The organism is Psychromonas sp. SR45-3 (genome assembly GCF_014163575.1).
Lineage (GTDB): Bacteria > Pseudomonadota > Gammaproteobacteria > Enterobacterales > Psychromonadaceae > Psychromonas > Psychromonas arctica.
On sequence record NZ_JACJDP010000022.1, the window covers coordinates 1 to 26950 of the forward strand.

General features: G+C 38.2%; 16 protein-coding genes. 6 read left to right on the plus strand and 10 right to left on the minus strand.

Annotated elements, in window-relative coordinates; genetic code table 11:
• Window positions 1-346: 346 nt before the first annotated feature.
• Window positions 347-712: a site-specific integrase gene (locus H5084_RS19780; RefSeq protein WP_259396790.1), complete on the plus strand. Its 366-nt coding sequence runs from the start codon at window positions 347-349 to the stop codon at window positions 710-712.
• A 641-nt stretch (window positions 713-1353) separates the two neighbouring features.
• Here the strand turns inward: H5084_RS19780 and hrpA are convergent.
• The 4 genes from hrpA to gltB all read right to left on the minus strand — a co-directional run bounded on the left by hrpA (window position 1354) and on the right by gltB (window position 13348).
• Window positions 1354-5241, minus strand: coding sequence for an ATP-dependent RNA helicase HrpA (gene hrpA / locus H5084_RS12340; protein WP_028867020.1), 3888 nt, complete (start codon window positions 5239-5241; stop codon window positions 1354-1356).
• 298 nt (window positions 5242-5539) lie between these two features.
• Window positions 5540-7126: a Na+/H+ antiporter NhaC family protein gene (locus tag H5084_RS12345; RefSeq protein ID WP_028867021.1), complete on the minus strand. Its 1587-nt coding sequence runs from the start codon at window positions 7124-7126 to the stop codon at window positions 5540-5542.
• A gap of 232 nt (window positions 7127-7358) precedes the next feature.
• On the minus strand, window positions 7359-8828 hold the full coding sequence (locus H5084_RS12350) for a glutamate synthase subunit beta (protein WP_182690655.1): 1470 nt from the start codon (window positions 8826-8828) through the stop codon (window positions 7359-7361).
• Window positions 8828-13348, minus strand: coding sequence for a glutamate synthase large subunit (gene gltB, locus H5084_RS12355; RefSeq protein WP_182690656.1), 4521 nt, complete (start codon window positions 13346-13348; stop codon window positions 8828-8830). Before gltB ends, H5084_RS12350 begins: the two co-directional genes overlap by 1 nt.
• Window positions 13349-14034: 686 nt before the next feature.
• Here gltB and H5084_RS12360 point away from each other — a divergent pair.
• Window positions 14035-15225, plus strand: coding sequence for an MFS transporter (locus H5084_RS12360; RefSeq protein WP_182690657.1), 1191 nt, complete (start codon window positions 14035-14037; stop codon window positions 15223-15225).
• A 322-nt stretch (window positions 15226-15547) separates the two neighbouring features.
• Here H5084_RS12360 and murP read toward each other — a convergent pair whose 3' ends face one another.
• Together murP and murQ are read right to left on the minus strand one after the other, a co-directional pair.
• Entirely contained in the window at window positions 15548-17002 is a 1455-nt protein-coding gene (gene murP, locus H5084_RS12365) for a PTS N-acetylmuramic acid transporter subunit IIBC (protein WP_182690658.1), read from the minus strand.
• A gap of 54 nt (window positions 17003-17056) precedes the next feature.
• Entirely contained in the window at window positions 17057-17959 is a 903-nt protein-coding gene (gene murQ, locus H5084_RS12370) for an N-acetylmuramic acid 6-phosphate etherase (protein ID WP_182690659.1), read from the minus strand.
• Between the two features lie 256 nt (window positions 17960-18215).
• On the opposite strand from murQ, the gene H5084_RS12375 reads away from it, so the two are divergent.
• Window positions 18216-19070 (plus strand): SIS domain-containing protein, encoded by an 855-nt coding sequence (locus tag H5084_RS12375; RefSeq protein WP_182690660.1) that lies wholly within the window; start codon window positions 18216-18218, stop codon window positions 19068-19070.
• 105 nt (window positions 19071-19175) lie between these two features.
• Window positions 19176-19475 (plus strand): MGMT family protein, encoded by a 300-nt coding sequence (locus H5084_RS12380; protein ID WP_182690661.1) that lies wholly within the window; start codon window positions 19176-19178, stop codon window positions 19473-19475.
• Window positions 19476-20413: 938 nt separating this feature from the next.
• Here the strand turns inward: H5084_RS12380 and aroC are convergent.
• A complete protein-coding gene (gene aroC, locus H5084_RS12385) occupies window positions 20414-21502 on the minus strand; it encodes a chorismate synthase (protein WP_182690662.1) in 1089 nt (362 codons plus the stop codon).
• A gap of 164 nt (window positions 21503-21666) precedes the next feature.
• Window positions 21667-22578: a 50S ribosomal protein L3 N(5)-glutamine methyltransferase gene (prmB, locus tag H5084_RS12390; protein WP_028867027.1), complete on the minus strand. Its 912-nt coding sequence runs from the start codon at window positions 22576-22578 to the stop codon at window positions 21667-21669.
• Between the two features lie 57 nt (window positions 22579-22635).
• On the opposite strand from prmB, the gene smrB reads away from it, so the two are divergent.
• Window positions 22636-23181 (plus strand): endonuclease SmrB, encoded by a 546-nt coding sequence (gene smrB, locus H5084_RS12395; protein WP_028867028.1) that lies wholly within the window; start codon window positions 22636-22638, stop codon window positions 23179-23181.
• Between the two features lie 10 nt (window positions 23182-23191).
• Here smrB and H5084_RS12400 read toward each other — a convergent pair whose 3' ends face one another.
• Window positions 23192-24097 carry a LysR family transcriptional regulator gene (locus H5084_RS12400; protein WP_182690700.1) on the minus strand — a complete coding sequence of 302 codons (906 nt, stop codon included), beginning with the start codon at window positions 24095-24097 and terminating at the stop codon, window positions 23192-23194.
• A 147-nt stretch (window positions 24098-24244) separates the two neighbouring features.
• Between H5084_RS12400 and H5084_RS12405 the strand changes: the two genes are divergently transcribed.
• Complete coding sequence (locus tag H5084_RS12405; RefSeq protein WP_182690663.1) at window positions 24245-24670, plus strand: PACE efflux transporter; 426 nt, start codon at window positions 24245-24247, stop codon at window positions 24668-24670.
• Window positions 24671-24929: 259 nt separating this feature from the next.
• On the opposite strand, the gene H5084_RS12410 is transcribed toward H5084_RS12405, so the two are convergent.
• A complete protein-coding gene (locus H5084_RS12410) occupies window positions 24930-26831 on the minus strand; it encodes a bifunctional diguanylate cyclase/phosphodiesterase (protein ID WP_182690664.1) in 1902 nt (633 codons plus the stop codon).
• Between the last annotated feature and the right edge of the window lie 119 nt (window positions 26832-26950).

Sequence of the window (26950 nt, forward strand, 5' to 3'; positions counted from 1 at the left end):
TTGCTTTTCTGAAGTATTCATTGCTTAAACTCCTATTAAGCATCACCGGAAAAGTGATGTAGGAAGTAAGTATGAATGATATTTAAGTTTTGTTCCTTCTGCCGCAAAGCGGCTTCGTTCAACAGCTTATTATACAGAAATATTCCGTATTTCCGGTGGAAATACGGAATAGTTTAATTTGACAAAATTAATTGAACATTACACTTAAAAATTAATAAATCAATACCTTACGATAAGTCATCAAATACTCATCATGTAAATAAACAGAATAATTCCGTATTTTCGACGGAAATACGGAATAATAACTACACTGTATATAAAAACACCACTTTGTTACGATGAGAAAATGAAATCTCCATTTTTAAGTGCCGTTGCCGAAAATATGCGTTTAAAGTTTTATGCAGAAAAAACCATTAAATCTTATATTCATTGGATAAAATCCTACATCTATTTTATTAATAAGCAGCACCCATTTAGTTGCCATAATACCGAAGTTGAGTCTTTTCTTTCCTACCTTGCTAAAAAGATCTCGGACAGCCATAAACTGATATTAGCAATATCAATTAGTTACGATAAAACTTCGAACAAAGCGGCTACAACATCCCCACCGTTGAGCTTTCCCAAACGAACAATACCTTTCAGCAACAGCAAACAGGACGTTTGCTGTAAGTTCATTCGGCACACGGACGTGCCGTATGAACTGGTGCGTTAGGAAAGGTATTGATGGATTGGATTAGAAAGCGATTCGGTGGCCAGTTTCTTTGCCCACTTTCTTTTCTGGTAAAAGAAAGTGGGTCGCCGACAGGGCGAAAACACTATTAATAAAAATCAAACTAACTGGACGAGCGCAGACGAGCACTAACTAACTCATATTAAAGATAAGAGAAAGCAGGATGAATCCTGCGCCCCAAAAACTTAACTTTTACGCTTCGGCTAAAGTGCAGAAATCACAAGTGAATACCCACAACATAAAACCATGTTCAACGTGGCTACATCCATCCCCACCGTTGAGCTTTCCCAAACGAACAATTCCTTTCAGCAACAGCAAACAGGACGTTTGCTGTAAGTTCATTCGGCACACGGACGTGCCGTATGAACTGGTGCGTTAGGAAAGGTATTGATGGATTGGATTAGAAAGCGATTCGGTGTCAGTCTTTTTGCTTACTTTTTCTTCTGACTAAGAAAAAGTAAAGTCGCCGAAAGGGCGAAAGACCAAGTAAATAAACATCAAACTGACTGGACGAGCGCAGACGAGCTAAACTCACTGTAAATACAATATTTAACAGTTAAAAGAAAACTGAATGAGCATAGACGAGCCCTAAAAATAAAAGGGCAATAGCTACCCTTTTAGCGTTAACCTTTTAACTCAGTCAACTTCAATCTCACACGTTTCGCTGATACTGGGTACGGTGTCCCCAACTGCTGTGCAAACAACGACACCCTTAACTCTTCCATCATCCAATATACTTCAGCTAAACCTTCATGCTCATTTTCATTACTCAATAACTGCTTACATAACGCACGATAGCGCTCTTCAAGATCATGTAACTCAATGGTATTTAATCGGTCTTGGTTTGGATTCACCGGTAACTTCTCTAAACGCTTTTGTAACGCTAATAAATAACGTTTAATGTCGTTAAGTTTTCCCTCACCCACTTGGCAAACAAACCCTGGGAAAATTAAGCGCTCTAACTGCGATTTAATATCCCCTTTAGCCACTAACATACTTAAATCCGCTTTACCTTTTAACTGCTTATTGACGGCATGTGCAAGGGTTAAGACTTGTTCTACTTGTTGTGTGATTTGTAAGGTTTTGTCAGCTAATTCCGCGCGTACTTTTTCTTTCTGTAGTTCAAATTCAGGCGCTTCTTGTGGATGAATTTCGCCATCTAAAATCGCATCAACGGCACAACTAATACAGTCATCAATTAAGTCTTTAACTTGCCCAAAAGGATTAAAATACAGCCCTAATTTGGCTTTATTCGGTAAACTTTGTTGTAAATATTTAATCGGTGATGGTACGTTTAATAGAATTAATCGACGCACACCTGCTTGGTTATAACGTTGTGCTTTCGCTTCACTATCAAATAACTCGATTGCCACACTTTTGTTTTTATCCACTAATGCAGGATAAGCTTTTACTTCATAACCACCGTGATCTTTTTTGAATGAGGTAGGTAATTTACCAAAATCCCATTCAATTAAGTCTGATTTTTCAATTCCTTGTTTTGAAACCTTAGATAATGTTTGTTTTACTTTACCTTTTAAGTCGTGCTGCAATAATTTTAAATCGGTACCGACAGCAACACTTTTTTGCTTATCGTCAATCACTTTAAACTTGATACGCAGATGCGTCGGTAATGCCGATAGATCCCATGAATCTTCAGGAATTCGCACACCAGTCATGCGCAGCAATTGCTTTTCAAAAGCTTCTAATAACGGCCCCTGTAAAGGCACTAAATTTGCCATGGCCGCTTCTGCGTAGTTAGGTGCAGGCACAAAGTTACGACGAATAGGTTTAGGCAAAGTTTTGATTAGCGCCACTAAAAGCTCTTCACGTAAGGCCGGAATTTGCCAATCGAACCCTTGGTCTGATATTTGGTTTAATAGCGCTAGCGGAATATTTACCGTCACACCATCTTGCGCAGTACCTGGCTCAAAGGCATATTCAAGTTGTAAGCGGAAATCACCTTGTTGCCAATGGTCTGGGTAAGCATTCGCGGTGACTTTGTCGGCATCATGCGCCATCACTTGGTCACGTTGATAATTTAATAATTGTGGCTGCTGCTGTTTCTCTTTATTCCACCAACTATCAAACTGTTTGGCACTGCATACGTTTTGCGGCACGATTTCATCGTAGAATAAAAACAGGGTTTCATCGTCCACCAAAATATCGCGACGACGTGATTTATGCTCTAGTTCCTCAATATCGTTTAATAACGCTTGGTTATCTTTGAAGAATTGATGGCGCGTTTCAAACTCCCCTTCAACCAAGGCATGACGAATAAATAATTCACGACATAATACGGGGTCGATATGGGTGTAAATAACTTTGCGCTTGCTAACGATAGGAATGCCATACAGCATTTGTGTTTCGAACGCCCCCACTACGCCGGATTTTTTCTGCCAATGAGGCTCGGCATAACTGCGTTTAATTAAATGCTGTGCTTGCAGTTCAACCCATTCCGGTTTAATACGTGCAGCAACACGCGCAAATAGTTTTGAGGTTTCAACTAATTCGGCAAACATGCCCCACTTTGGTTGTTTTTTGAATAAACCAGAGCCAGGGAACATGTAAAACTTACTGTTACGTGCACCTAAGTATTCTGCATCTTTATCTTTTAAACCGATATGCGATAGTAGCCCAGCTAGCAATGCTTGGTGAATATCATCAAAGTTAGAGGGTGTACTGCTCACTTTAATGTCTAACTCGTCGGTTACCTGCTTGATTTGTGTGTAAATATCCTGCCATTCACGAACACGCATATACGCGAGGAAATCTTTCTGACACATTTTACGGAAATGACTGCTAGAAAGTTCTTCACGCTGTTCGTTGATATAATTCCACAGGTTTACATAGGTAATAAAATCAGAATCTTTGTCCTGGAAACGACGATGTTTTTCATCGGATGCTTGCTGTTTATCCATCGGGCGTTCGCGTGGGTCTTGAATGCTCAAAGCCGCACTGATCACCATCACTTCATGCACACAGTTAAATTCTTTAGCCGCTAAAATCATACGCGCTAAACGCGGATCTACTGGTAATTTAGCGAGTTGACGCCCTAACAGTGTAAGTTTTTTACGTGGGTCTTTGGCTTTTAAATTAACTGCGCCTAGTTCTTCTAATAAGCTCAAACCATCTTTAATATTTCTATCTTCTGGTGGCTCTACAAAGGGGAATTTATTTAATTCTCCTAACCCTAGCGATAACATCTGCAAAATTACCGAAGATAAATTAGTACGCAGTATTTCAGGGTCAGTAAACTCTGGGCGACCTTTAAAGTCTTCTTCACTGAATAACCGAATACACACACCTTCACTGACACGGCCACAACGTCCCATACGTTGATTCGCGCTGGCCTGTGAGATAGCTTCAATCGGTAAACGTTGAACTTTAGTACGGTAGCTGTAACGGCTGATACGCACGGTACCGGTATCAATAACGTATTTAATACCCGGAATGGTTAAAGAGGTTTCTGCCACATTAGTCGCTAATACAATACGTTGACCACGATGCCCTTGGAAAATTTTATTCTGCTCTGCAATACTTAACCGAGCAAATAGCGGCAGCACTTCTGTATCGCGTAATTTACGTTTAGTTAATGCTTCTGCGGTATCACGAATTTCACGTTCGCCATTCATAAAGATAAGAATGTCACCACGACCTAGACGTTGTAATTCATCAACTGCTTGAAAGATACCTTCAATTTGGTCGCCTGCGGCGGTTTCTTCTAAAGGACGATACAAGGTTTCAACGGGAAAAGTACGGCCGGAGACTTCAATAATTGGCGCGGCTTTACCACGTTTATCTGAAAAGTGTTGTGCAAAACGCTCTGGGTCGATGGTTGCTGAAGTGATAATAACTTTTAAATCTGGGCGTTTTGGTAATAGACGTTTTAAATAGCCCATTAAGAAGTCGATGTTTAAACTACGTTCGTGGGCTTCATCGATAATGATGGTGTCATATTGACTTAAGAAGCGATCATTTTGTATTTCAGCTAATAAAATACCGTCGGTCATTAGTTTGATATAAGACAGCTCACTGACTTTGTCAGTAAAACGAACACGATAACCTACTGTTTCGCCAAGCTCAGAATCTAACTCTTCAGCAATACGATTTGCCACAGTTCTAGCGGCTAAACGTCTCGGTTGAGTGTGACCAATTAGGCCCGATACTCCACGCCCTAGTTCTAAACATATTTTAGGGATCTGTGTGGTTTTACCAGAGCCTGTTTCACCGGCAATAATCACTACTTGGTTTTCTGCAATGGCTTTCGCTATTTCATCTTTTTTCTGGCTAACGGGCAGGTCAGGATAAGTCACTTCTGGCAGGTTATCTAAACGTTGCTTACGTTTATCCATTGATACTTGTATATCAATGGCGATTTTAGTCAGACTTTGTTCTACTTTTTCAGGCGATTTTAAGTTAGCAAGATCATCAATCCTACGTTTTAAACGGAATTGATCTTTGTATAACACGTCATTTAAATGGTCTTTTAAAGCAGTAGCAGAAATGGTCAAAACAATTACCTAGCAGAAACAAAAAAGTGATCCTAGCAAGGCTACTCGAAAAAGGATAGTCACGAAGGCTTGTTTATTATTGGGTAAACTAAATAGCCCCTCAATGAACTGTAATGATGCAAAGTCGGTTAACCTTGAAGTTGAATAAGGTGAGGCATTAAAGGCTCTTATTAGGTTAAGGTATTGAAGTTAAAATATTGAAGTTAAGGTATTGCAGCGATAGCATTGAGTGTCATTCTATAGGCACAAAAAAAGCAGGCAAGCCTGCTTTTTAGTTTTATTCAAGGTTTAGTTTTTATCACTGAAGAATGGGCGAAGAAATTGAAGAACGAATTAAATATGTTTTCATCACCACAATCACGGTCACAAAGGCAGCGGCTGAGGCAACTAAAGCCCCTATCGTTGAACCAGTAAAGCCAATCACCACAAAACCAACAATAGACACGAATGCCATTGCAAGCGCATAGGGTAATTGTGTTGCAACGTGGTCAATATGTTCACAACGTGCCCCCGTTGACGATAAAATAGTGGTATCTGAAATCGGAGAACAGTGGTCGCCAAATACAGAACCCGCTAATACCGCACTTAACATCGGTAACATCATGGTTAAATCCGTTGCGCCAGCCATATCACCGGCAATCGGTAACATAATGCCAAAGGTGCCCCAAGAAGTCCCTGTTGAGAACGCCATTGCGCCGGAAAGTACAAATAGAATAACCGGTAACCAATGTAATCCAATATTACCTTGTACTAAACTTGATAGATAAGTGCCGGTATTCATATCGCCAATCACAGTACCAATAGACCAAGCAAAAAATAGAATAATAATGGCACCAAACATTGATTTTGCACCAACCCACAAGGCAAATCTAATATTTGCAAAGGTTTGCTTTTGTCTTGCTACTGTCAATAAAGAAAGCGCTAAGCCGATTGAACCACCGTAAACTAAAGAAGCACCTACATCGGTATTCTCAAAGGCACCTAATACAGAGAAAGCTTGACCCGCTTCGGCTAATGCAGCATTACCGGTATAAAGCATAAAAAATAACGTACCAATAATTAAGCCGATGATTGGATAAATTAAATCGCCAACCTTACCTTGTTCATGCTCTTCAATACCCATTTCATCTTGTAAATCGATATAGTCTTGCTCACCCTTGGTGATCTCTTTTTCTGCCATTGCTTCATGCTTTTTCATTGGCCCAATATCGAGCTTGAAAATAATCACTGCAAACACCATTAATAAAGTGAATATCGCATAAAAGTTCATTGGAATTAACGCAACATAGGCTCCTAACGGCGAATACTCTGTCATACCATGACTGACCAAAATACCGCTGATAATGGTCATGATATAGGCGCCCCAGCTTGAAACCGGCATCAGAATACACATTGGTGCAGCTGTTGAATCAAGTATGTAAGCTAATTTCTCGCGCGATACATTAAAGCGGTCAGTAACAGGACGAGAGATAGAGCCCACGGCCAAGCTATTAAAGTAATCATCAATAAAGATAAACACACCTAAAAAAGCTGCTAATAACGAAGCGCCACGTTTATCTTTAATATGATCTAGCGCCCAATCCGCAAAAGCACGCGTGCCACCAGAAAGCGTTAATACCGCCGTCATCATGCCCAGTAATAATAGGAAAGCGACAATACTCATATTCCAAGTATTTAAGCCGCCATCTTCAACTACCACACCTTTGACTGTGTTAAAGATGTAGCTTCCTGCTGCTACCACTGAAAAATCAACCAGTAATAAAGCACCTAATATAATACCTAAACCTAACGACAACAAAACTCGACGAGTAAGAATAGCTAACCCCAGTGCAACCACTGCAGGTAAAATCGACAGCGTAGAAGCTGAAAAATCGATTAAAGACATTAATCTTTCCTTTGTTCTACATTTGAAAATAAACTGTACGATACAGCAGACTTTCAAATGTTTTTAATATGACCGGTACAAAATACCGAATTTAAGGGAACGGGATTTTAACCTACTTTTAAAACAAAAAAACCCCCTGCTCTAAAAAGAGAGGGGGTTTATTAACACTAAAACTGCATGTTAAGTAATGTTGTTAGTATATTGCCTAACAAACAACCAATAATGGTCTGTTTTAATTAGCCATCATTAATGAATCATTGATACATTCAAGGTTAGAGTTACCCATCAAGTATGTATCGATAGCACGTGAAGCTTCACGCCCTTCATTAATACAACGTACGATCAGGGACTGACCTGTACGCATATCGCCTGCAGCAAATACACCGGCTTGCGTAGTTTGGTAATCGTTAGTTTTAACGTTACCGCGCTCATCTAAGCCAATTTCTAACTGTGCTAATACACCTGTTGGTTCTGGGTGTAAGAAACCCATTGCCAAGAATGCTTTAGTACAAGGAATTGAACGTACAGAACCTTCAATTTCTTTAAAGTTAGGACGTTGGCCCGGTGCCGCTTCTTCCCATTCGATATCTGCAACCACTAACTCTTTAACGTTACCATTTTCATCACCGATGAATTCTTTGGTTAGGATTGACCAATGACGATCCACACCTTCTTCATGTGAAGTAGTTGTTTTTAAGATCATTGGGTACGAAGGCCAAGGCATGTTAACGGTACGTTTCTCAGGTGGAATCGGCATGATCTCCACTTGCGTAACAGACGCAGCTTTATGACGGTTAGAAGTACCTACACAATCAGAACCTGTATCACCACCACCGATAACTACAACATGGTCATCTGCAGCATGAATTTCTTCAGTCTTAAGATCCATACCGTTTGCACGGCGGTTATTTTGACCTAGGAATTCCATTGCAAAATGAACACCTTTTAAGTCACGACCAGGGATTGGTAGGTCACGAGGAACCGTAGAACCACCTGTTAATAACACAACGTCAAATTGCTTGCGCAAATCTTTTGCATCAAAATCAACGCCAATATGTGCATTCACAACCATTTTAATACCAGCTGCTTCCATTACTGCGATCTTACGATCGATAATGTCCATACCTAGTTTAAAGTCAGGAATACCAAAGCGTAACAAACCACCTATTTTTTCATCGCGCTCATAAACCGTCACAGTATGACCTGCTGAGTTTAATTGCTCTGCCGCTGCAAGACCTGCAGGACCCGACCCGATGATAGCAATGGTTTTACCGCTACGAGATCTTGGTATTTTTGGTTGAACATAACCATTCTCGTATGCTTTTTCTACAATTGTTTTTTCAATATTACAAATTGTAATTGGATCTTGGTTAATACCCAAAACACATGATGTTTCACATGGAGCAGGACAAACACGTCCAGTAAATTCAGGAAAGTTATTCGTTGAGCTTAGAATATCCCAAGCTTCTAACCAACTTTCGCGGTAAACCGCATCGTTGAATTCCGGAATGATGTTACCAATTGGACAACCGTTATGACAAAACGGTACGCCACAGTCCATACAACGAGAGGCTTGGTCATTAATCTTTTTACCAAACACGTCGTTTTGTACAAACTCTTTATTATCTTTTAGACGCTCTTCAACCGATAATTTCGGTGGAAGTTCACGACCTAATTCTAAAAATCCAGTAGGCTTACCCATTATGCTGCTTCTCCTTTCACTCGAGCTGCTAATGCCGCTTTATAATCACGAGGCATCACTTTAACAACTTTTGCTAAGCTTGCTTCAACATCTGCTAAGAACTTAGCCGCCATATTAGACTCCGTAAGCTCTAAATGTTTAGTGACTTTGGCAATTAACAGGTCTTTATCTGCTTGATCAAGAGGATCGAGGTCAACCAGTTCCATATTACAATTAGCAGCAAACTTATCATCTTGGTCCCAAATATAAGCAACACCGCCACTCATACCCGCCGCAAAGTTACGACCCGTAGACCCTAAGTTGATCATTATACCGCCAGTCATGTATTCACAACCGTGATCACCGACACCTTCAACAACCACTTCTGCACCCGAGTTACGTACACAGAAACGCTCACCAGCCATACCATTAATGTATGATTGACCAGATGTTGCCCCATAAAAACATACGTTACCGACGATAATATTATCTTTAGCAACTAATGTTGATGAGCGGTATGGATAAACCACGATTTGACCACCAGATAAACCTTTACCCCAGTAATCATTTGCGTCGCCTTCAACAGTAAACTCAACACCCTTAGCAAGGAAACAACCAAATGATTGTCCCGCAGAGCCTTTGAATTTAACTTGCATCGGTTTTGGTAAACCTTTGTCGTCATAGACTTTTGAAATTTCATTAGAAAGCATGGTGCCACAAGAACGGTCGATATTAGTGATAGGGAATTCACCCGATACTGCTTCGCCTTTCTCTAACGCTGGTGCTGCTAACTCAATTAATTTTCTATCTAATACTGCTTCAAGGTTATGATTTTGAGTTGTTTGGTTAAACATCCCATCTTCTTTTTTACCCTGTTGCTTGAATAGAATAGTGCTTAAATCTAAGTTTTTATATTTCCAGTGCGTCACATCTTCGCGTACTTTCAAGTTCTGTGTTTGGCCAACCATTTCAGTGATTGATTTATAACCTAACATCGCCATGTTTTCACGCATGCCTTGAACCATGTAACCAAAGAAAGTAACAACATCATCTACACGACCGTCAAAACGCTCACGTAATGTTTTGTTTTGTGTTGCGATACCAACAGGACAAGTATTTAAATGACACTTACGCATCATAATACAACCTTCAACTACTAAAGCAGCTGTTGCAACGCCCCATTCTTCAGAACCTAGTAACGCAGCAATAGTTAAGTCACGCGGTGTTTTCATCTGACCATCAGCTTGTAACACAACACGGTTACGTAAACCGTTCTTCATTAGCGTTTGATGTGCTTCAGATAGACCTAATTCCCACGGTAAACCAGCATGACGAATAGATGATAATGGAGATGCACCTGTACCACCGTCAAAACCAGCGATCAAAATAACATCAGCTTTCGCTTTAGCAACACCCGATGCAATCGTACCGACACCTGCTTCTGATACTAATTTAACGTTAACACGGCCTTCACGGTTCGCATTTTTCAAATCGTAGATAAGCTGTGCTAAATCTTCGATTGAGTAAATATCGTGATGCGGTGGTGGCGAAATCAAGCCAACGCCTGGTGTAGAGTGACGTGTACGACCAATCCAGTCATCAACTTTGTGGCCAGGTAATTGACCACCCTCACCTGGTTTTGCGCCCTGAGCCATTTTAATTTGGATTTCAGCTGCGTTAGTTAGGTAATAAGAAGTTACACCAAAACGACCCGATGCAACCTGTTTGATTGCAGAACGTTCCCAATCACCATTTTCTTTTGGTTTGAAACGGATTGGATCTTCACCACCTTCACCAGAGTTTGACTTCGCGCCAATTCGGTTCATTGCAATCGCAAGTGTTGAGTGAGCTTCATGTGAGATAGAGCCAAAGCTCATTGCACCTGTAGCAAAACGTTTTAGAATTGATTCAGCTGGCTCTACTTCGTCAATTGAGATTGGACCTGTTGCTTTAGGTACAAATACAAATTGGCTACGTAAAGTCGCGGCATCATCCCCCTGTTTATCAACGGCTTCAGCGTATTGTTTGAACTGCTCGTAATTTTTGTTACGCGTAGACTCTTGCAATAATGAAATTGTTGTTGGATTAAATAGGTGTTTCTCGCCACGTTGCTTCCACTGGTATACACCACCCACATCTAAACGTTGCGCAGGTACCGCACGTAATGGATAAGCAAAACGATGACGTACTAAAATTTCGTGTGCAATGTCATCAATCGATAGACCTTGAATACGCGTCACAGTGCCTTTAAAGTAATCATCAACCACAGATTTACTAATACCTAGTGCTTCAAAAATTTGTGCACCTTGATATGACTGAATCGTTGAGATACCCATTTTTGAGAAAATCTTCAACAGACCTGCATCAATCGCATATTTGTAAGATTTAAAGATCTCATCAACAGATTTATCAGCTGGTAAACGTTTCTTATTTTGTAGATCAACAATCATTTCTTCAATTAAGTAAGCATTAACGGCAGAAGCACCGTAACCAATTACTGTTGCAAAATGATGTGTTTCACGTACGTCACCTGTTTCCACTACGATGTCACACATAGCACGCAAGCCACGTTTGATTAAGTAGTGATGCACTGCACCTGTTACTAACATAGCAGGAATTGGCGCATGGTCAGACGTTGCATTACGGTCAGAAAGAATGATGATTGAGTAACCATCGTGAATCGCATCTTCTGCATAACGACAAATACGTGCTAATGCTTTCTTCAACTTACCTGGTTCACCAGATGCAGCAAAGAATGTTTCTAATGTTTTAGCTTGTAGATGTTTGTCATCTAATGCATTAATTTTTTGTAATTCAGCATTACTTAATACAGGCGACTCAAGTTCAACTTTATGACAATGCTCTGGCGTTTCTGCCAATAAGTTTTTGTCTTTACCTAAATAAGTATTTAGCGACATAACCATACGCTCACGAATCGGATCGATTGGTGGGTTAGTTACTTGCGCAAACAACTGTTTAAAGTAATGCGATAAATGTTGAGATTGATGAGAAAGAACCGCCAACGGCCAATCCACACCCATTGCACCTAACGGCTCTTTACCGTCACGGAACATCGGTAAGATAATTTCATTTACTTCTTCAGAAGTCACACCGAAAGCTTGTAAACGTTTTAATAACTTACCAGCATCTGGTTGGATATTACGTTCAAGCGCAGCAGGTTGATCTTCTAATTTAACAAGGTTGTTTGCTAACCAAGTTTCGTAAGGTTTTCTAGCGGCAATTCCGTCTTTTACTTCATCATCAGAAATAATGCGGCCTTGCTCAAGGTCAGCAACAAAGATACGTCCCGGTTGTAAACGTCCACGTAACTTAATGTTCTTAGGATCGATTTCAACAACACCTGATTCAGATGCCATTACTAGGAAGTCATCTTTAGTCACAGTGTAACGAGATGGACGTAAACCATTACGGTCAAGTGTTGCACCTACTTGAACGCCATCAGTGAAACAAACAGAAGCTGGGCCATCCCACGGTTCCATTAAGTTTGCATGATATTGGTAGAAAGCACGACGCTTTGGATCCATGTTTTTATTTTCTTGCCAAGCTTCTGGGATCATCATCATCAATGCATGAGGCAGACTACGTCCAGACAGCACTAATAATTCTAATGCCATATCAAAGCTTGCTGAATCAGACATACCATCAGTACAGATTGGCATTAACATGTCTAATTCTGAACGAGTGAAAAACTCAGCTTCAAGCAAAGCTTCACGCGCTTTCATCCAGTTGATATTACCGCGAACAGTATTAATCTCGCCATTGTGAGCAATGTAACGGAACGGTTGCGCTAAACGCCAACGTGGGAATGTGTTTGTTGAGAAACGAGAATGAACCAGTGCAAGTGCAGTCACCATACTTGGATTTTGTAAATCTAAGAAGTATTGTGGCACTTGTTCAGTGGTTAATTGACCTTTATATACAATCGTTTTGTAAGAGAAAGTATTAATGTAAAAGTTATCTTCGATACCTTGAACTGACTCTAAACAAATACGTGTTGCATAATTACGTAGAATAAATAATTTACGTTCTAATACAGCAGGCTCCATATCAGGACCGCCAGTCACAAACATATGTTCGAATTGTGGCTCGCTGCTTAATGGATCAGCACCTATCATTGAGTTGTCGGTAGGTAATACACGGTAACCAATCACTTCAAGAGAAAGACGTTCAGCAGTTCTTGCTAAAATTTCGCGACAATGATCACGATGATTTTCATCTTTAGGGAATAGAATGGTTCCTACACCGTATTGATCAAATTTAGGAAGGGTAATGCCTTCTTTTAATGCTTCTGTTACTAAAAACTCATGTGGTTTTTGTAAAAGAATACCCGCGCCATCACCACTACATGGATCGCAACCTTGACCACCACGGTGTTCCATACGCGCTAGCATATCTAGAGCTTGTGTCACAATCTTGTGAGACTTGCTGTTTTTTAGATGTGCGACGAAACCGATACCACAAGCATCATGTTCCAGTTCAGGCACATAAAGGCCTTGAGCGTTTTGCTCTATATTAGTCATAAACATGTCCTTCAAGATAAAACAGTAATGTTACTTAACTGTAAGATCTAATGTTTTCGAAGTGCTACACACGACTTGTAATTGAGTTACCAAAAACAAGCAATTAATTTTTTTACTTTTTTTGTAAAGGAAACTACTTTCTTATGAAAAGTGCACTTAACAAAAACTCCCTTGACCAAGAAATAACGCGCATAAAAGCAGTATAAGCACAGGACTTATACATTATTTCTTGAAATCACCCTACTGTTAAAGGTGTAATTTTGTCTGTATTCTATCTTTTAAGCGGCATAAAATCCAATTTTCTTATTCACTTCAGCCGCACTCCCGTGTTAAAGCAATGTTAACTGCATCAGAACCCTTGTTATCACCCTGTTAAAGCCTATGATCCACTAGGAATAAAGCGAGATGGGAGATGACGTCTAAAGACAATGATAAAGATAACTACTAACAAAGGTAGACTCAAACGTTATAAAGCGCTTACCTCATGAATTTATATTTACGAATAATGCATATAAATTCATAAAAAACTAACTTAACGCTGTTTGATAAAGTAAAGATATCACCATAATATGCTTAACGGCTAGATTTTATTGTCATTAACTAAATGACAGTTTCGATAAAGACAATATTCGCTTTAGACAGCAAAAAGCGTAAAATGTTTTTTTATCCTAAACCACGGCTATCCAATGAAAACGCATCCTTTTTTACAAAAACCTGAAAGTTTATTACTTGTGATGGCCTTTATCATGCCATTAGTATTTTCCGTATGGATGGTGCTATTGAATAACTTTGTGGTTGAAAAAGCAGCCTTTACAGGTGTTGAAATAGGAATTTTACAAAGTTTACGTGAAATCCCCGGCTTTTTAGCTTTTACTGTTATTTACGTTCTATTATTTATTAAAGAACAACGCTTAGCTATCCTCTCTTTAGGTATAACGTCGGTAGGGGTTGCCATCACAGGCTACTTTCCACAAGTGATGGGGTTATATTTGACGACTATGTTAATGTCGATCGGGTTTCATTATTTCGAAACAGTTAATCAATCACTCACCCTGCAATGGATCAATAAATCTGAAGCTGCCCATTTCATGGGCCGAATACTTTCTGTTAAAGCCATCGCCTCATTGCTTGCTTATGCCAGTGTTTGGATTTTGATGGACTACTTTAACGTTAGTTATGAAGTGACTTATTTATTATTTGGTGGGTTAGGCTTAGTATTAACTCTCATTTTAGCCTCAGCTTTTAAACAATTTCCGCCACTTACTGAACAAAGCAAAAAATTTATTATAAAAAAACGCTATTGGTTATATTACGCACTGACTTTTTTCAGTGGTGCACGTCGACAGATTTTTGTCGTGTTTGCCGGTTTCTTAATGGTAGAAAAATTCCATTACAGCGTCGCTGAAATCAGCGCGTTATTCTTAATAAACTATGTGTTCAATTGGCTCTTTGCGGCAAAAATTGGCAGATTAATCGGTCACTTTGGAGAACGCTCAGTTTTGTTATTTGAATATATCGGATTGGTTATCTTATTTATTTGTTACGGCTTAGTAGAAAACAGTACTCTTGCGGCTTCGTTATATGTCATCGACCATTTGTTTTTTGCTTTAGCAATTGCGATTAAAACGTACTTCCAAAAAATAGCGAATCCTGAAGATATCGCCGCGACTGCCGGCATTAGTTTTTCTATTAATCATATTGCAGCAGTAGTGATCCCGGTATTATTAGGTTTAGTGTGGATAGTCAATCCCTCGTGGGTATTTTACTGTGGTGCAGGTTTTGCACTTTGTTCTTTAGGTCTTTCTTTTCTCATTCCTAACAACCCTTCAAAGGGCAATGAATTTACTTACCTTCAAAAACAAGAAAATTCATTATAAAAAGATGGTTAATAGTAAATCAAAATTATTGCACTTATTACTTGAATTCAAGCAAAGAAAAGTTCTTTCCTTAATAATAAGTTAATACAAAGTTTGTACTACTATTCTATAACTGCTTTAGGAATGTATCCCCTTTTAATATTATCCTTACAAATTGTCTAAAATGTTCAGACTAAAATTACCAATACATATGGATTTAATTACAATTAACTTGTATTTCCACGGAGGAGTGAGACAGCAGCTAAAAGTCACCTCCCCCTTAAATGTAATGTTTAAATGTACATTTAATATATTTCCTATCCAGGTTTAAAATTAAATAGGACTAACTTAAATCGACATTTTTCGTACCAAAAAACCAAGTAGCAGTAAAACCAGCCGCATAAGAAATAACTAAACCTGCAGCAAATACAATCATCCCTGCAAAAATGCCATCATCTGAAGTCATTAATGGTAAAGCAACGATCCCCGAAGGACCAAATACAGTATTTAAGCCTACAGGCAAGCCCAGGTATGACACTAACCCGATAAAAAAACCACCTACTGCTCCACCAACACATGCCGTAATAAAAGGTTTAACTCTTGGTAAAGTAACACCGTAGATTAATGGCTCGCCTATCCCTAAGAAACCAGGGATGATTGCCCCCTTCACTTGAGTACGCAATAATGCGGCTTTGTCAGCTTTAGCATAAAGCGCGAGCGCGGCCCCCACTTGACCAGCACCGGCCATTGCTAATATCGGAAACAATGTATTAAACCCTTGGGCATCCATTAATGCAAAATACACAGGTACAAAACCTTGATGAATACCAAACATAACAGAAATTAAGAATAATCCAGCTAAAATTGCAGTCCCAAATGGGTTCCCATTCAAGTTAATAAATAACCAAGACATGCCTTGGAACAAAACACCGCCTAACGGCATAATAACAACAAATGTAACGGCCCCCATAATCAATAAAGTGAATACAGATGTTAAAATCATATCAAGGTTGTCTGGCATATATTGACGAACCTTACGCTCAACTCCAGCACCCACAATCGCTGCAATTAAAACACCGATAATGTTACCTCTGGGGTCAATGCCATAGCCAAAGAAATCTGTCATTCCAGAATAGATACCAGAAGTTGCTTCAGGGTTGTAACCCAAAACAAACAAAGATGCCAAAATAGCCCCATTAACACCAGACCCGCCAAATGCTTGCTGAGCATTATAACCAATTAAGATACTTAAAAAGCTAAATAAGCCCTTACTAAACACTTTCATATATAGAATGATATCAACCAAGTATTTGTTTGGTACATCATTACCTATAATATATAACTGCTCCAATAACGTAGCAAAGCCTAATAAAAGACCCGCAGCAATGAAACCAGGTATTAATGGAGTGAAAATAGTAGCAAATTTACTTAAAAATCGCTGAGTTGCATTTTTCTGTTTCTTTTTAATCTTCTGTTTATGTTCAGAAGCAACTGTTTTTAAATCTTTATTCTTATTAGAAGATGCAATGAAATCCTCTTCCCCATTTTCAATCAAATCACTCATCATTTCGGCTGCTGTTTGCGCTTTGCCAGGCCCCAATACAATTTGGAACTGATTATCGCTTTCAACTAAACCCATTACACCACTAATACGCTTGATAGTATCTTGATCAACAATGCTATCATCACTTAAGGTTAAGCGTAGACGTGTCATACAATTGCCACATTTGACGATATTATTTTTACCTCCAATTGCAGTTAAAATTTCTTGTATCATTGCAGTTGTTATCTTTGCCATTCCATTTTCCTTCTCAATATAGTGACTATTTATGTCAACTAACGCCAACCTAGCTTATTTATTTATCAGTGCATTACGAATAAACCCGTTATGTAAGGACAACCTTTCTGTTGCATTGGCAGCATCGATTCCCAACAACAGCATCAAAATAGCAGTTTTACAATGGTTATTACATTGAGATAAAGCAGCTATTGCTTCACTTTCAGAACTCCCTGTCGCTTCAATGACAATGTTTTTTTGTCGTTGCATCAATTTTGCATTAGTTGCTTCAACATCAACCATTAAGTTGCCAAAGACTTTGCCTGTACGGATCATTGCACCAGTTGTTAACATGTTTAAAATTAACTTTTGAGCCGTTCCCGCCTTCATACGAGATGATCCGGTTATAACTTCAGGGCCAACTACAGGAGTTAGATTAATACCAGCAATATCAGTCATTGGACTATTTGGATTACAACTTAATGATACAACAGTAGCTCCTAGCGAGTTGGCATATTCCATCGCACTCAATACATAAGGTGTTCGTCCACTTGCAGCAATACCAACTAAAACATCTTTCTCATTAAAACCAATATCTTGTAAATCTGACTTGCCCAGTTCACGGTTATCTTCCGCATTTTCAACTGCTTGCAAAATAGCTTTATGTCCACCGGCAATTAATCCGATTACCTGTTCAGGATTAGAACCAAACGTAGGTGGACACTCACTAGCATCTAAAATACCTAAGCGACCAGATGTACCTGCTCCGCAGTAAATTAAATGCCCTCCACATTGAAAAGCAGTCGTAATCGCATCCACTACCTGCGCAATTTTAGGAAGAATGGCCTCAACAGCTAACGCTATTTTTTGATCTTCTTGGTTTATTATCGCCAACATATCAAGTGTTGATAACATATCAATTTTTTCACTATTTTGATTACGGCTTTCTGTAACAAATTTTGTTAGATCAATTTTCATTATTACTGACTCCTAAAAACATATATTCAATTTTGATAAATGTCATAATAAAGAATAAAAAATTCAAAATAATGACAAATATCACAGGAGAAACTATTCTAAATTATTGAAAAAATGGAATAATCAAAAGTAACGATAAAGTGGCATCTCTAACAAAAATTTAAATTATTAACATTTTCAATAACATAAGTTAAGTTAGCCAATTATGAATAACCAAAATAATTTTGAATAAATAATTCAAAAAAAGATGAGTTTTATGAGCATTTTAGAAAGAATACAAAACAAAAGAAGTAAGCTATCAGCTAATGGTATTAAACTTTTAGATTTTATATTAGAGTTTCCTGCTTTGATTGGAACTTACTCAAGTCAAGAATTAGCAAACAAAGTGGGCATTTCACAATCTAGTATTATTAAAATCACACAGAGGTTTGGTTTTAAGGGGTTTACTGCATTTAAGCTAGCACTCATTGAAGAATTAGGTAGAAAGCAACAAATCATAAATTCTGATTTACCTATACATAACAAAATTCACAACGATGACTCGTTAAAAACCATGGCACAAAAATTACTGCAGGAAAAGCATTTAGCCTTAGTAAGAACAACTAATGCGATTGATTATGTTGAATTTGAAACCATTATATCGTTAATAAATAAGGCAAACCGTATCCAAATTACCGGAATTGGTGGTTCAGCTTTAACAGCAAAAGATCTTTCATTTAAACTACTTAAAATCGGTATGACGGCATTGTCTGAACAAGACAGTCACGTACAAATTGCAACCGCAAATACCTTATCAAACAATGACGTGCAGATTGTAGTTTCTTACTCTGGAAATAAAAAAGAGATATTACTTGCAGCACAAATCGCAATAGAAAAAGGAGCAACAGTAATAGCATTGACTTCAACTAAAAAAAGTCCGTTGAGAAATCTTGTTACTTATAGTATTGATACCGTTGCAGATGAACGCCAATTTCGTAGTTCATCTATTTCATCACGTACAGCTCAAAACGTCATTACTGATTTGATATTCATGTCGTTATTTCAATTAAGAAGTGACAGTGCAAAATTGTTTATCAGTGAGATCACATCAACTATGGATAAAATCAGGTGATCCCATGATAATAAAATGCAAGTATGCATCGGTTAATAAAAGGCACAGCTACAAATATATAGCTCAATCAAAAACTAATTTTTCAAAATATGAGTAACTTAAGCAATGGAAGAGTTTGCACAAAACGTCTATACCATTTTGTCTTATTTAGGCAAAGGTAAGTTAATAACCTATGGGCAACTAGCGAAACAAGCCGGCTTTCCTCTTCATTCCCGCCATGTTGGCAAGGTACTAGCGAGGCTACCTAAAGATTCCCGCTTACCCTGGTTCAGAGTGGTAAATTCGCAAGGTAAGATATCGCTAATAGGCGAGGCATTTATCAGGCAAAAATCGTTATTGGAAAAAGAAGGAATAGAAATAACTGACCAAGGTAAAATTGTAAAATTTAAGCAGTACTTGGATTAAATAGCAGTTAAAGCTAATTCAACACGAAGGTTAAAGAAGGAACCCTTAAAAAGTACGAGAAAAAATGCCTTTCAATATTTTCTGCTTGTTCTCTTCTTCGTACTCTCTGTGCAGCACAGCCCCTTCGTGGTTACCTTTGTTTCTAAAATCAAAAGCGATTTAACCACGAAGGCACGAAGTGAAAAGAAGAAAACCTTAAAAATTACGAGAACAAATACCATTCAATATTTTCTGTTTATTCTTTTCTTCGTGCTCTCTATACAGCACAGCGGCTTCGTGGTTACCTTTGTTTCTAAAATAAAAAACGATGTAACCACGAAGGCATGAAGTGAAAAGAAGAAAACCTTAAAAAGTACGAGAAAAAATATCTTTCAATATTTTCTGCTTGTTCTTTTCTTCGTGCTCTCTGTGCAGCTCAGCGGCTTCGTGGTTGCTTAGGTCTTAAAGTCAAAAGCTATTTAACCACGAAGGCATGAAGTGAAAAGAAGGAAATCTTAAACAATACGAGAACAAATACCATTCAATATTTTCTGCTTGTTCTTTTCTTCGTGTTCTCTGTGCAGCACAGCGCCTTCGTGGTTGCTTTTGTTTCTAAAATCAAAAGCGATTTAACCACTAAGGCACGAAGGGAGAAGAAGGAACCTTAAAAAATACGAGAATAAATACCATTCAATATTTTCTGCTTGTTCTTTTCTTCGTGATCTCTATGCAGCGCAGTGCCTTGGTGGTGCCTGGGTTTTAAAATAAAAAACCGATTAACCACGAAGATACGAAGTAAAAGAAGAAAGCCTAAAAACTGGGATTATTCTGTTCAAATATGCGCTTATTGGATTTTCTTTGGTGGTGAAATATTCAGTAGATTTTATTATAGGCATAAAAAATCCGATGCTTTTTGAGCATCGGATTTTCACTTAAGCATAAACAACCAGTAAATAAAGCTATTTAATATGTGGTGTGTTTGTTGTTACATGTAAGTTTTGTGCTCGGTGACGTAACACATGGTCAAGTAACGTGATCGCCATTTGTGCTTCAGCAATTGGCACTGCGCGAATACCTACACATGGATCATGACGCCCTTTTGTGATCATTTCAGTTGCTTCACCATCTGTTGTAATAGTACGGCCAGGAATGGTTAAACTTGATGTTGGCTTTAATGCAATAGAAGCAATGATATCCTGCCCTGTTGATATACCGCCTAACACCCCACCAGCATGGTTAGATAAGAAACCTTCAGGTGTCATTTCATCACGATGTTCAGTGCCTTTTTGATTCGCAACAGCAAAACCATCACCAATCTCAACGCCTTTAACTGCATTAATGCTCATTAAAGAATGTGCTAATTCAGCATCTAAACGGTCAAATACTGGTTCGCCTAATCCAACGGGTACGCCTGAAGCAACAACCGTTACTTTAGCGCCTACTGAGTTACCTTCTTTAATTAAGGCTTTCATATAATCTTCAAGTGCTGGGATTTTACTGACATCTGGGAAGAAAAATGGGTTATTTTCTACTTCATCCCAATCAATGATATCTGGCGTAATGTCACCTAATTGGCTCAAGTAAGCACGTATCTCAACACCAAATTGCTCTTTTAAATATTTTTTAGCAATTGCACCAGCGGCAACACGCATCGCAGTTTCACGTGCAGATGAGCGACCACCGCCACGGTAATCACGGTGTCCATATTTTTGATGATAAGTGTAATCAGCATGTCCTGGACGAAACAAATCTTTAATCGCAGAATAATCTTTAGAGCGTTGATCTGTATTTTCAATGATCAAGCCAATGCTACAGCCTGTCGTTTTACCTTCAAATACACCGGATAAAATTTTAACTTGGTCACCTTCTTGGCGCATCGTTGTATAACGAGATTGCCCTGGGCGACGGCGATCTAAGTCGTGTTGTAAATCAGCTTCTGTGATTTCTAAATTTGGTGGAATACCATCAATAATACAACCTAATGCTGCACCATGGCTTTCACCAAAAGTTGTCACTTTAAAAACTTGACCAATACTGCTTCCTGCCATTTTAAATTTCCCACTTTATAAATTTTGAAATCAAAAGGTACTTTATTCGACCTTTTCAGTTAATTTTTTCTAAGTTGCAATGCTTCATAGATTACAACTCAAATTGCACATAGATTGAAATTTAGAGTAAATCTAAGAACTTGCCTAGCGTTAATTAGCTGTCGTTAGATTTTAATTGTATCTAGCTGTGCTTTCGTTAACACAAATACACCATGCCCACCGATAGAGAACTCAATCCATTGGAAAGGTATTTCTGGGTAAGCAGCTTGTAAGTGAACTTGAGAGTTACCAACTTCTACAAACAACACCCCTTCTTCATTTAACATTGAGCTTGCTTGACGTAGCATATTACGTACTAAATCTAATCCATCATTACCACAGGCTAACCCTAATTCAGGCTCATGCTTGTATTCTTCTGGTAAATTAGCCATATCTTCCGCATCAACATAAGGCGGGTTAGATACAATTAAGTCATATTTTTCATTTTCAACACCGCTGAATAAATCAGATTGGATAGGGAAAACTTGTTGTGAAACACCATGATTTTGAATATTGATATCGGCAACTTCTAACGCCTCTTCAGATAAATCAACCGCATCAACTTCAGCATCAGGAAAAGCATAAGCACAAGCAATCGCTATACAGCCACTTCCTGTACATAAATCTAGAATACGTTTTGGTGGTGTTTTAACCCAAGGTTCAAACTTAGCTTCAATTAATTCTGCAATCGGCGAACGAGGCACTAATGTACGCTCATCAACATAAAACTCTAACCCAGCAAACCACGCACTGTTGGTTAGATAAGGAACAGGAATACGTTGTTCAATGCGAATAACCACTAAATCAATTAACATTTGACGCTCACGTTTAGTTAAACGTGATTGTAAAATCATGACATTACTTTGCAGTTCAATATTCAACGATGGCAAAATCAATTGCACTGCTTCATCCCACGCATTATCAGTGCCGTGGCCAAAAAATAGACCCGCACGGTTAAACTCGGTCACCGCCCAACGTACAACATCTTGAATGGTTACTAGTTCGTCAACCGCTTCATCACTAAAAATCGTATCCAATTTATTCTCCACTTGAGGTAAACTTCGCACATTCAACTACCTAGTTTTGGAAAAAACATGACCGATAAAAATAATGATGATGATTTTTCACTGTTTAGTGCAGAATTTGCTGGTATAAAAAAATTGCTACAGGATACCATAAAATTGCCACCGAAAAACATCAAGAATAAAGCGGTCATTAAAGAAAAACGCGAACAAAACTTTGAGCAAAGCCACTTCTCAGACGCCTTTGAACCACATTTACCTGAAGAAGGCCCAGTACGTTATAGCAGAACCGATGCACAAAAATATTTGGTGAAGCAATTACGTCGTGGCGATTTCACGCCAGAGATAATTCTTGATTTACACGGTTTGACGCAGCAGGAAGCAAAAAATGAGTTAGCAGCCTTGATTAGCTGCTGTAAAAAAGAGGGATTATATTGCTGTAGTGTGATTCATGGTATGGGTAAACATATACTTAAAAAGCAAGTCCCTTTATGGTTAGCCCAGCACCCTGATATTTTAGCTTTTCATCAAGCGCCGCTTGAGTTCGGCGGACAAGGGGCATTATCGGTATTAGTTGAATTAGCCGATTGGCAAATGAAAGAAGAAAGAAAACGCTAATAGAAAAGGGTTATTGCTTAATAATCCAATGTTTATTGAGCATACAATAGCCTTTTAACAGGTTGATCACGCTCTCTAACACCGGACCTGATGCATGGCTGCGAGAAACCAAACACCCCACAACGGTCAGCCAACCATCATATTCATGTGAGACAGGTAATGAAATAACATGTCCTTCTTGGATCTGTTGATGAGCTAATAACTCTGGGACAACAGCCCAACCAATATTGTTTTTAACAAGTTCAATCAAGCTCATATGCGTATTTGCATACCAAGCCGTCGGGCTTATTTTATAACTAAACCACAACTCCTTTTTTTGAGCACTACGATGTACGCATTGTCGATGTGCTTTTAAATCAGCCTCACACACTAAGGGCAAAGCGGAAAGTGGGTGTTGTGGTGATGCGATAGTTAAAAATCGTGCATGCCCTAACGTAAAAAAATCCATATCGGACTTCAGTTCACCATTAACATAGATAATGCCTATATGTGCGACACCCGTTCTCACTAACTCTTCCACATCAAAAGTGGAGGTAGTAATAATCTCAAATTCGGTAATGGGAAATTGATTAGCCAATGACGATATTACCTTCATTAGCTGATCATTAATGACACTTTCATCGATCGCAATAACCAATTCATATTCATCACCCTTAGCCAATGATTCAACCTTATGATCGAAATATTGTTGCTGATGTAAAATAGATTTTGCAATCGGCAATAAGGCTTCCCCGTGCGGCGTCAAACTCGGTATGTTTTTATCTCGACTGAATAACGTTTTGTCGATCGCGATTTCAAGGTTAGCAATCGCTTGGCTTACCCCCGATTGAGCACGCTTTAACTGACGAGCGGCAGCGGAAAAAGATCCCGTTTCACAAACGGCAACAAATATTTTTAATTGTTCAAGGCTATACATCATATTTACTCTCATTAATCCCCCTTCATGCTATCACCATTCGTGATAGCTGTTAATTTTATTGTGTGATAGATATCACTATAATTAATTATCCTGCAAGTGTAGGAGCCTTTTACATCAACAAATTTAAAGAGAGAATGTTAGAGAATGAAACCGATTGAACGTATCTTTCATGCTGTATTATTTGAAGTGTTAGCGGTCGCATTAGCGATTATTATACTGACCATATTTACAAACCATGATGCAGAATCACTATCAGGAACAATGATAGTTGTAGCAACGATTGCAATGACATGGAATTTTATCTATAACTGGGGTTTTGACCGAATGGTGACAGGCGATAAAACAAAACGAACAGTCCCATTACGCATTGTTCACACGATCATATTTCAAGCGGGTTTATTAGTGGCAACTATCCCTGTGATCGCATTGATGTTGAACATCAGTTTCTGGCAAGCACTTATGATGGATATTAGCGTCACTATTTGCATTACGATTTATGCATTTTTGTATAACTTAATCTATGACCACACCAGAGCTTTTATTGTGCGTACACCTGCCATACTAAGCTAGCAAGATTAACGTTAACAAACTAAGCTAAACTAAAACACCCTGTTTTTGTAGATTACAAAAACAGGGTAAAACATAAATATCCATTATTAACAAATACCTCTTATTAACAGTTATTTACCATCAATAAAAACCTATTTTTAGTAAATTAAATTGTTAGTTACTTGACTACAATAAATTAGAATTAATAAATTAGATCCAATAACTAGAATGTAATAACCAGAATGTAATAACTAAAGTTTAATAAGCTGTATCATGCGTATTATTGAGTACTTTTTAGATTGTTATATATTTTAAATACGTCGAGCTGCTCTGCTGAAATTGGGCGTTGGAAAAAATAGCCTTGGGCAAAATCACACTGTTGTTGTGTAAGAGTATCCAAGCTATTTTGGGTTTCTACCCCTTCGGCTATAATTTTCATGTCTAGTTGTTTGCCCATGGCAATAATAGTCGAGGCTATCGTATCGTAATCACTGACAAAGCTCTTATCGATTTTTAATACGTCAAAGGGAAGTTGTCTTAAATAACTCAAACACGAATAGCCCGTACCAAAATCATCCATCAACAATCTAACGCCCATCTCTGACAGTTCATTTAATGTTCTCAAAAAAACCGCATTATCAGAAACAGTCATACTTTCTGTAATCTCGAGGTCTAAACAATGTGGTGGTATATCAAACTCAACCAGTATTTTTTGTACTAATTGAGGAAAATGGGGATTAAATAATTGATAAGGGGAAACATTCACCGCGATATTTAACTTACTCGCACCACTCTCACGCCATAATTTATTCTGTTGGCAAGCATTCCTCAATACCCACTCTCCTATCTCAATGATCTGCCCTGAATATTCAGCAATAGGAATAAAGATATCTGGAGATACCATCGTCTCTTCGTTTAGTTGCCAGCGCAGTAAAGCTTCTGTGCCTTGAGTAGCAAAATTATTTAGATTAACGATAGGCTGATAAACAATATGTAATTGATCTTTCTCTATTGCACATCTCAATTGTGATTCATAAGATAAGCGGCGAGTATATTCTTGACTAAAAGCATCCTGATAAAATAGATATTGGTTTTTACCCTCTTTTTTAGCTTCATACATTGCTGTATCAGCGTACTTAACTAAAGATTCTGCATCATCTGCATTACTTGGATAAATTGAAATACCAAGACTAGCAGTAACATAAACATCGGTGTTTTCTAATAAGACTGGCTCAGCAATCGTCTTGATGAATTGTGAGGCCATTTTTTCAACGTCATGTTGAACAGTCGAAAAATTCACGATAGCAACAAACTCATCGCCACCGAACCTAAAGACATAACCATTATCTCCCATCGCTTTATCTAAACGATTGGCAATTATATTCAGTAATTTATCGCCTTGAGCATGGCCCCTTGTATCATTCACATCTTTAAAGCGGTCTAGGTCAATAAAAAAAACGGCAAATTTTTCAATACTAGACATCAAAATATTTTTGTTTATTTGTTTATCTAAGGCATTTCGGTTTGGCAATCCAGTCAATGAATCTGTATGAGCAAGCTGTTTATTTTTTTCTTCGCTAATAACGAGTTTATCTTTTGTTTCTTGCATTCTTTTAACCACTTTTAAAATCGCTTGCGCAATGGTCAGAGCCATTAGAAAAAGAACAATCGATAATATCACTGTCGTCATCGTTGAGACTTTGACAATAAAGTAACTCAATTTATCAACCGGTCCAATAAACTCGATTGAGTTACTTCTAAATTTTTTGTTACCTATATTAAGGTCGATTTTCATTGCTGATGGTGTGATCAACCCCAGCTCAAACAACTTAATGCTTTCTAATAAATCGTCCGCTATTTTAATATCTTTTTTACAAATGGTGATGATACTTTCAGCATTAATCATTCTCATTAAAAAACGATCAACACTGCTAGGTAGTGCAACACAGGCTTCAGGCTGATCTTGAATTTTTATTACGACGGCTTTAAGTGCTTCTGTCTCTGGCAATGCATTAGGGTAACGAGCAATAAGCTCATTGAGTTCGATGATATAATTGAAGTGTTGGCTATTAAGTTGGTGGAATCTTGCGGCATCTGAAATTTTAAAAGCACAGGCGACAACAATAATAGAAAATAACGATATAAGCAGCATTAAAATAGAGAGTTGTTTATTAATCGTCATTAAAAGTCCACTTGTTGTTTGAATTTATTTTAATACTTAATGGGGTTATTAATAAAGCCCAAATTATGATGATGTAAGTTTAGGCTAACATCATAAAAGGACAAATTTTAAACAACTCG

What these genes read in the sequence shown, in the direction of transcription:
- H5084_RS12380 (WP_182690661.1), top strand. Translation starts at nt 19,176, where the DNA reads ATGGAAGAGTTTGCACAAAACGTCTATACCATTTTGTCTTATTTAGGC.
- H5084_RS12345 (WP_028867021.1), bottom strand. Translation starts at nt 7,126, where the DNA reads ATGTCTTTAATCGATTTTTCAGCTTCTACGCTGTCGATTTTACCTGCA.
- murP (WP_182690658.1), bottom strand. Translation starts at nt 17,002, where the DNA reads ATGGCAAAGATAACAACTGCAATGATACAAGAAATTTTAACTGCAATT.
- H5084_RS12350 (WP_182690655.1), bottom strand. Translation starts at nt 8,828, where the DNA reads ATGGGTAAGCCTACTGGATTTTTAGAATTAGGTCGTGAACTTCCACCG.
- H5084_RS12410 (WP_182690664.1), bottom strand. Translation starts at nt 26,831, where the DNA reads ATGACGATTAATAAACAACTCTCTATTTTAATGCTGCTTATATCGTTA.
- smrB (WP_028867028.1), top strand. Translation starts at nt 22,636, where the DNA reads ATGACCGATAAAAATAATGATGATGATTTTTCACTGTTTAGTGCAGAA.
- H5084_RS12360 (WP_182690657.1), top strand. Translation starts at nt 14,035, where the DNA reads ATGAAAACGCATCCTTTTTTACAAAAACCTGAAAGTTTATTACTTGTG.
- gltB (WP_182690656.1), bottom strand. Translation starts at nt 13,348, where the DNA reads ATGACTAATATAGAGCAAAACGCTCAAGGCCTTTATGTGCCTGAACTG.
- H5084_RS12400 (WP_182690700.1), bottom strand. Translation starts at nt 24,097, where the DNA reads ATGTATAGCCTTGAACAATTAAAAATATTTGTTGCCGTTTGTGAAACG.
- H5084_RS12405 (WP_182690663.1), top strand. Translation starts at nt 24,245, where the DNA reads ATGAAACCGATTGAACGTATCTTTCATGCTGTATTATTTGAAGTGTTA.
- murQ (WP_182690659.1), bottom strand. Translation starts at nt 17,959, where the DNA reads ATGAAAATTGATCTAACAAAATTTGTTACAGAAAGCCGTAATCAAAAT.
- H5084_RS19780 (WP_259396790.1), top strand. Translation starts at nt 347, where the DNA reads ATGAAATCTCCATTTTTAAGTGCCGTTGCCGAAAATATGCGTTTAAAG.
- aroC (WP_182690662.1), bottom strand. Translation starts at nt 21,502, where the DNA reads ATGGCAGGAAGCAGTATTGGTCAAGTTTTTAAAGTGACAACTTTTGGT.
- H5084_RS12375 (WP_182690660.1), top strand. Translation starts at nt 18,216, where the DNA reads ATGAGCATTTTAGAAAGAATACAAAACAAAAGAAGTAAGCTATCAGCT.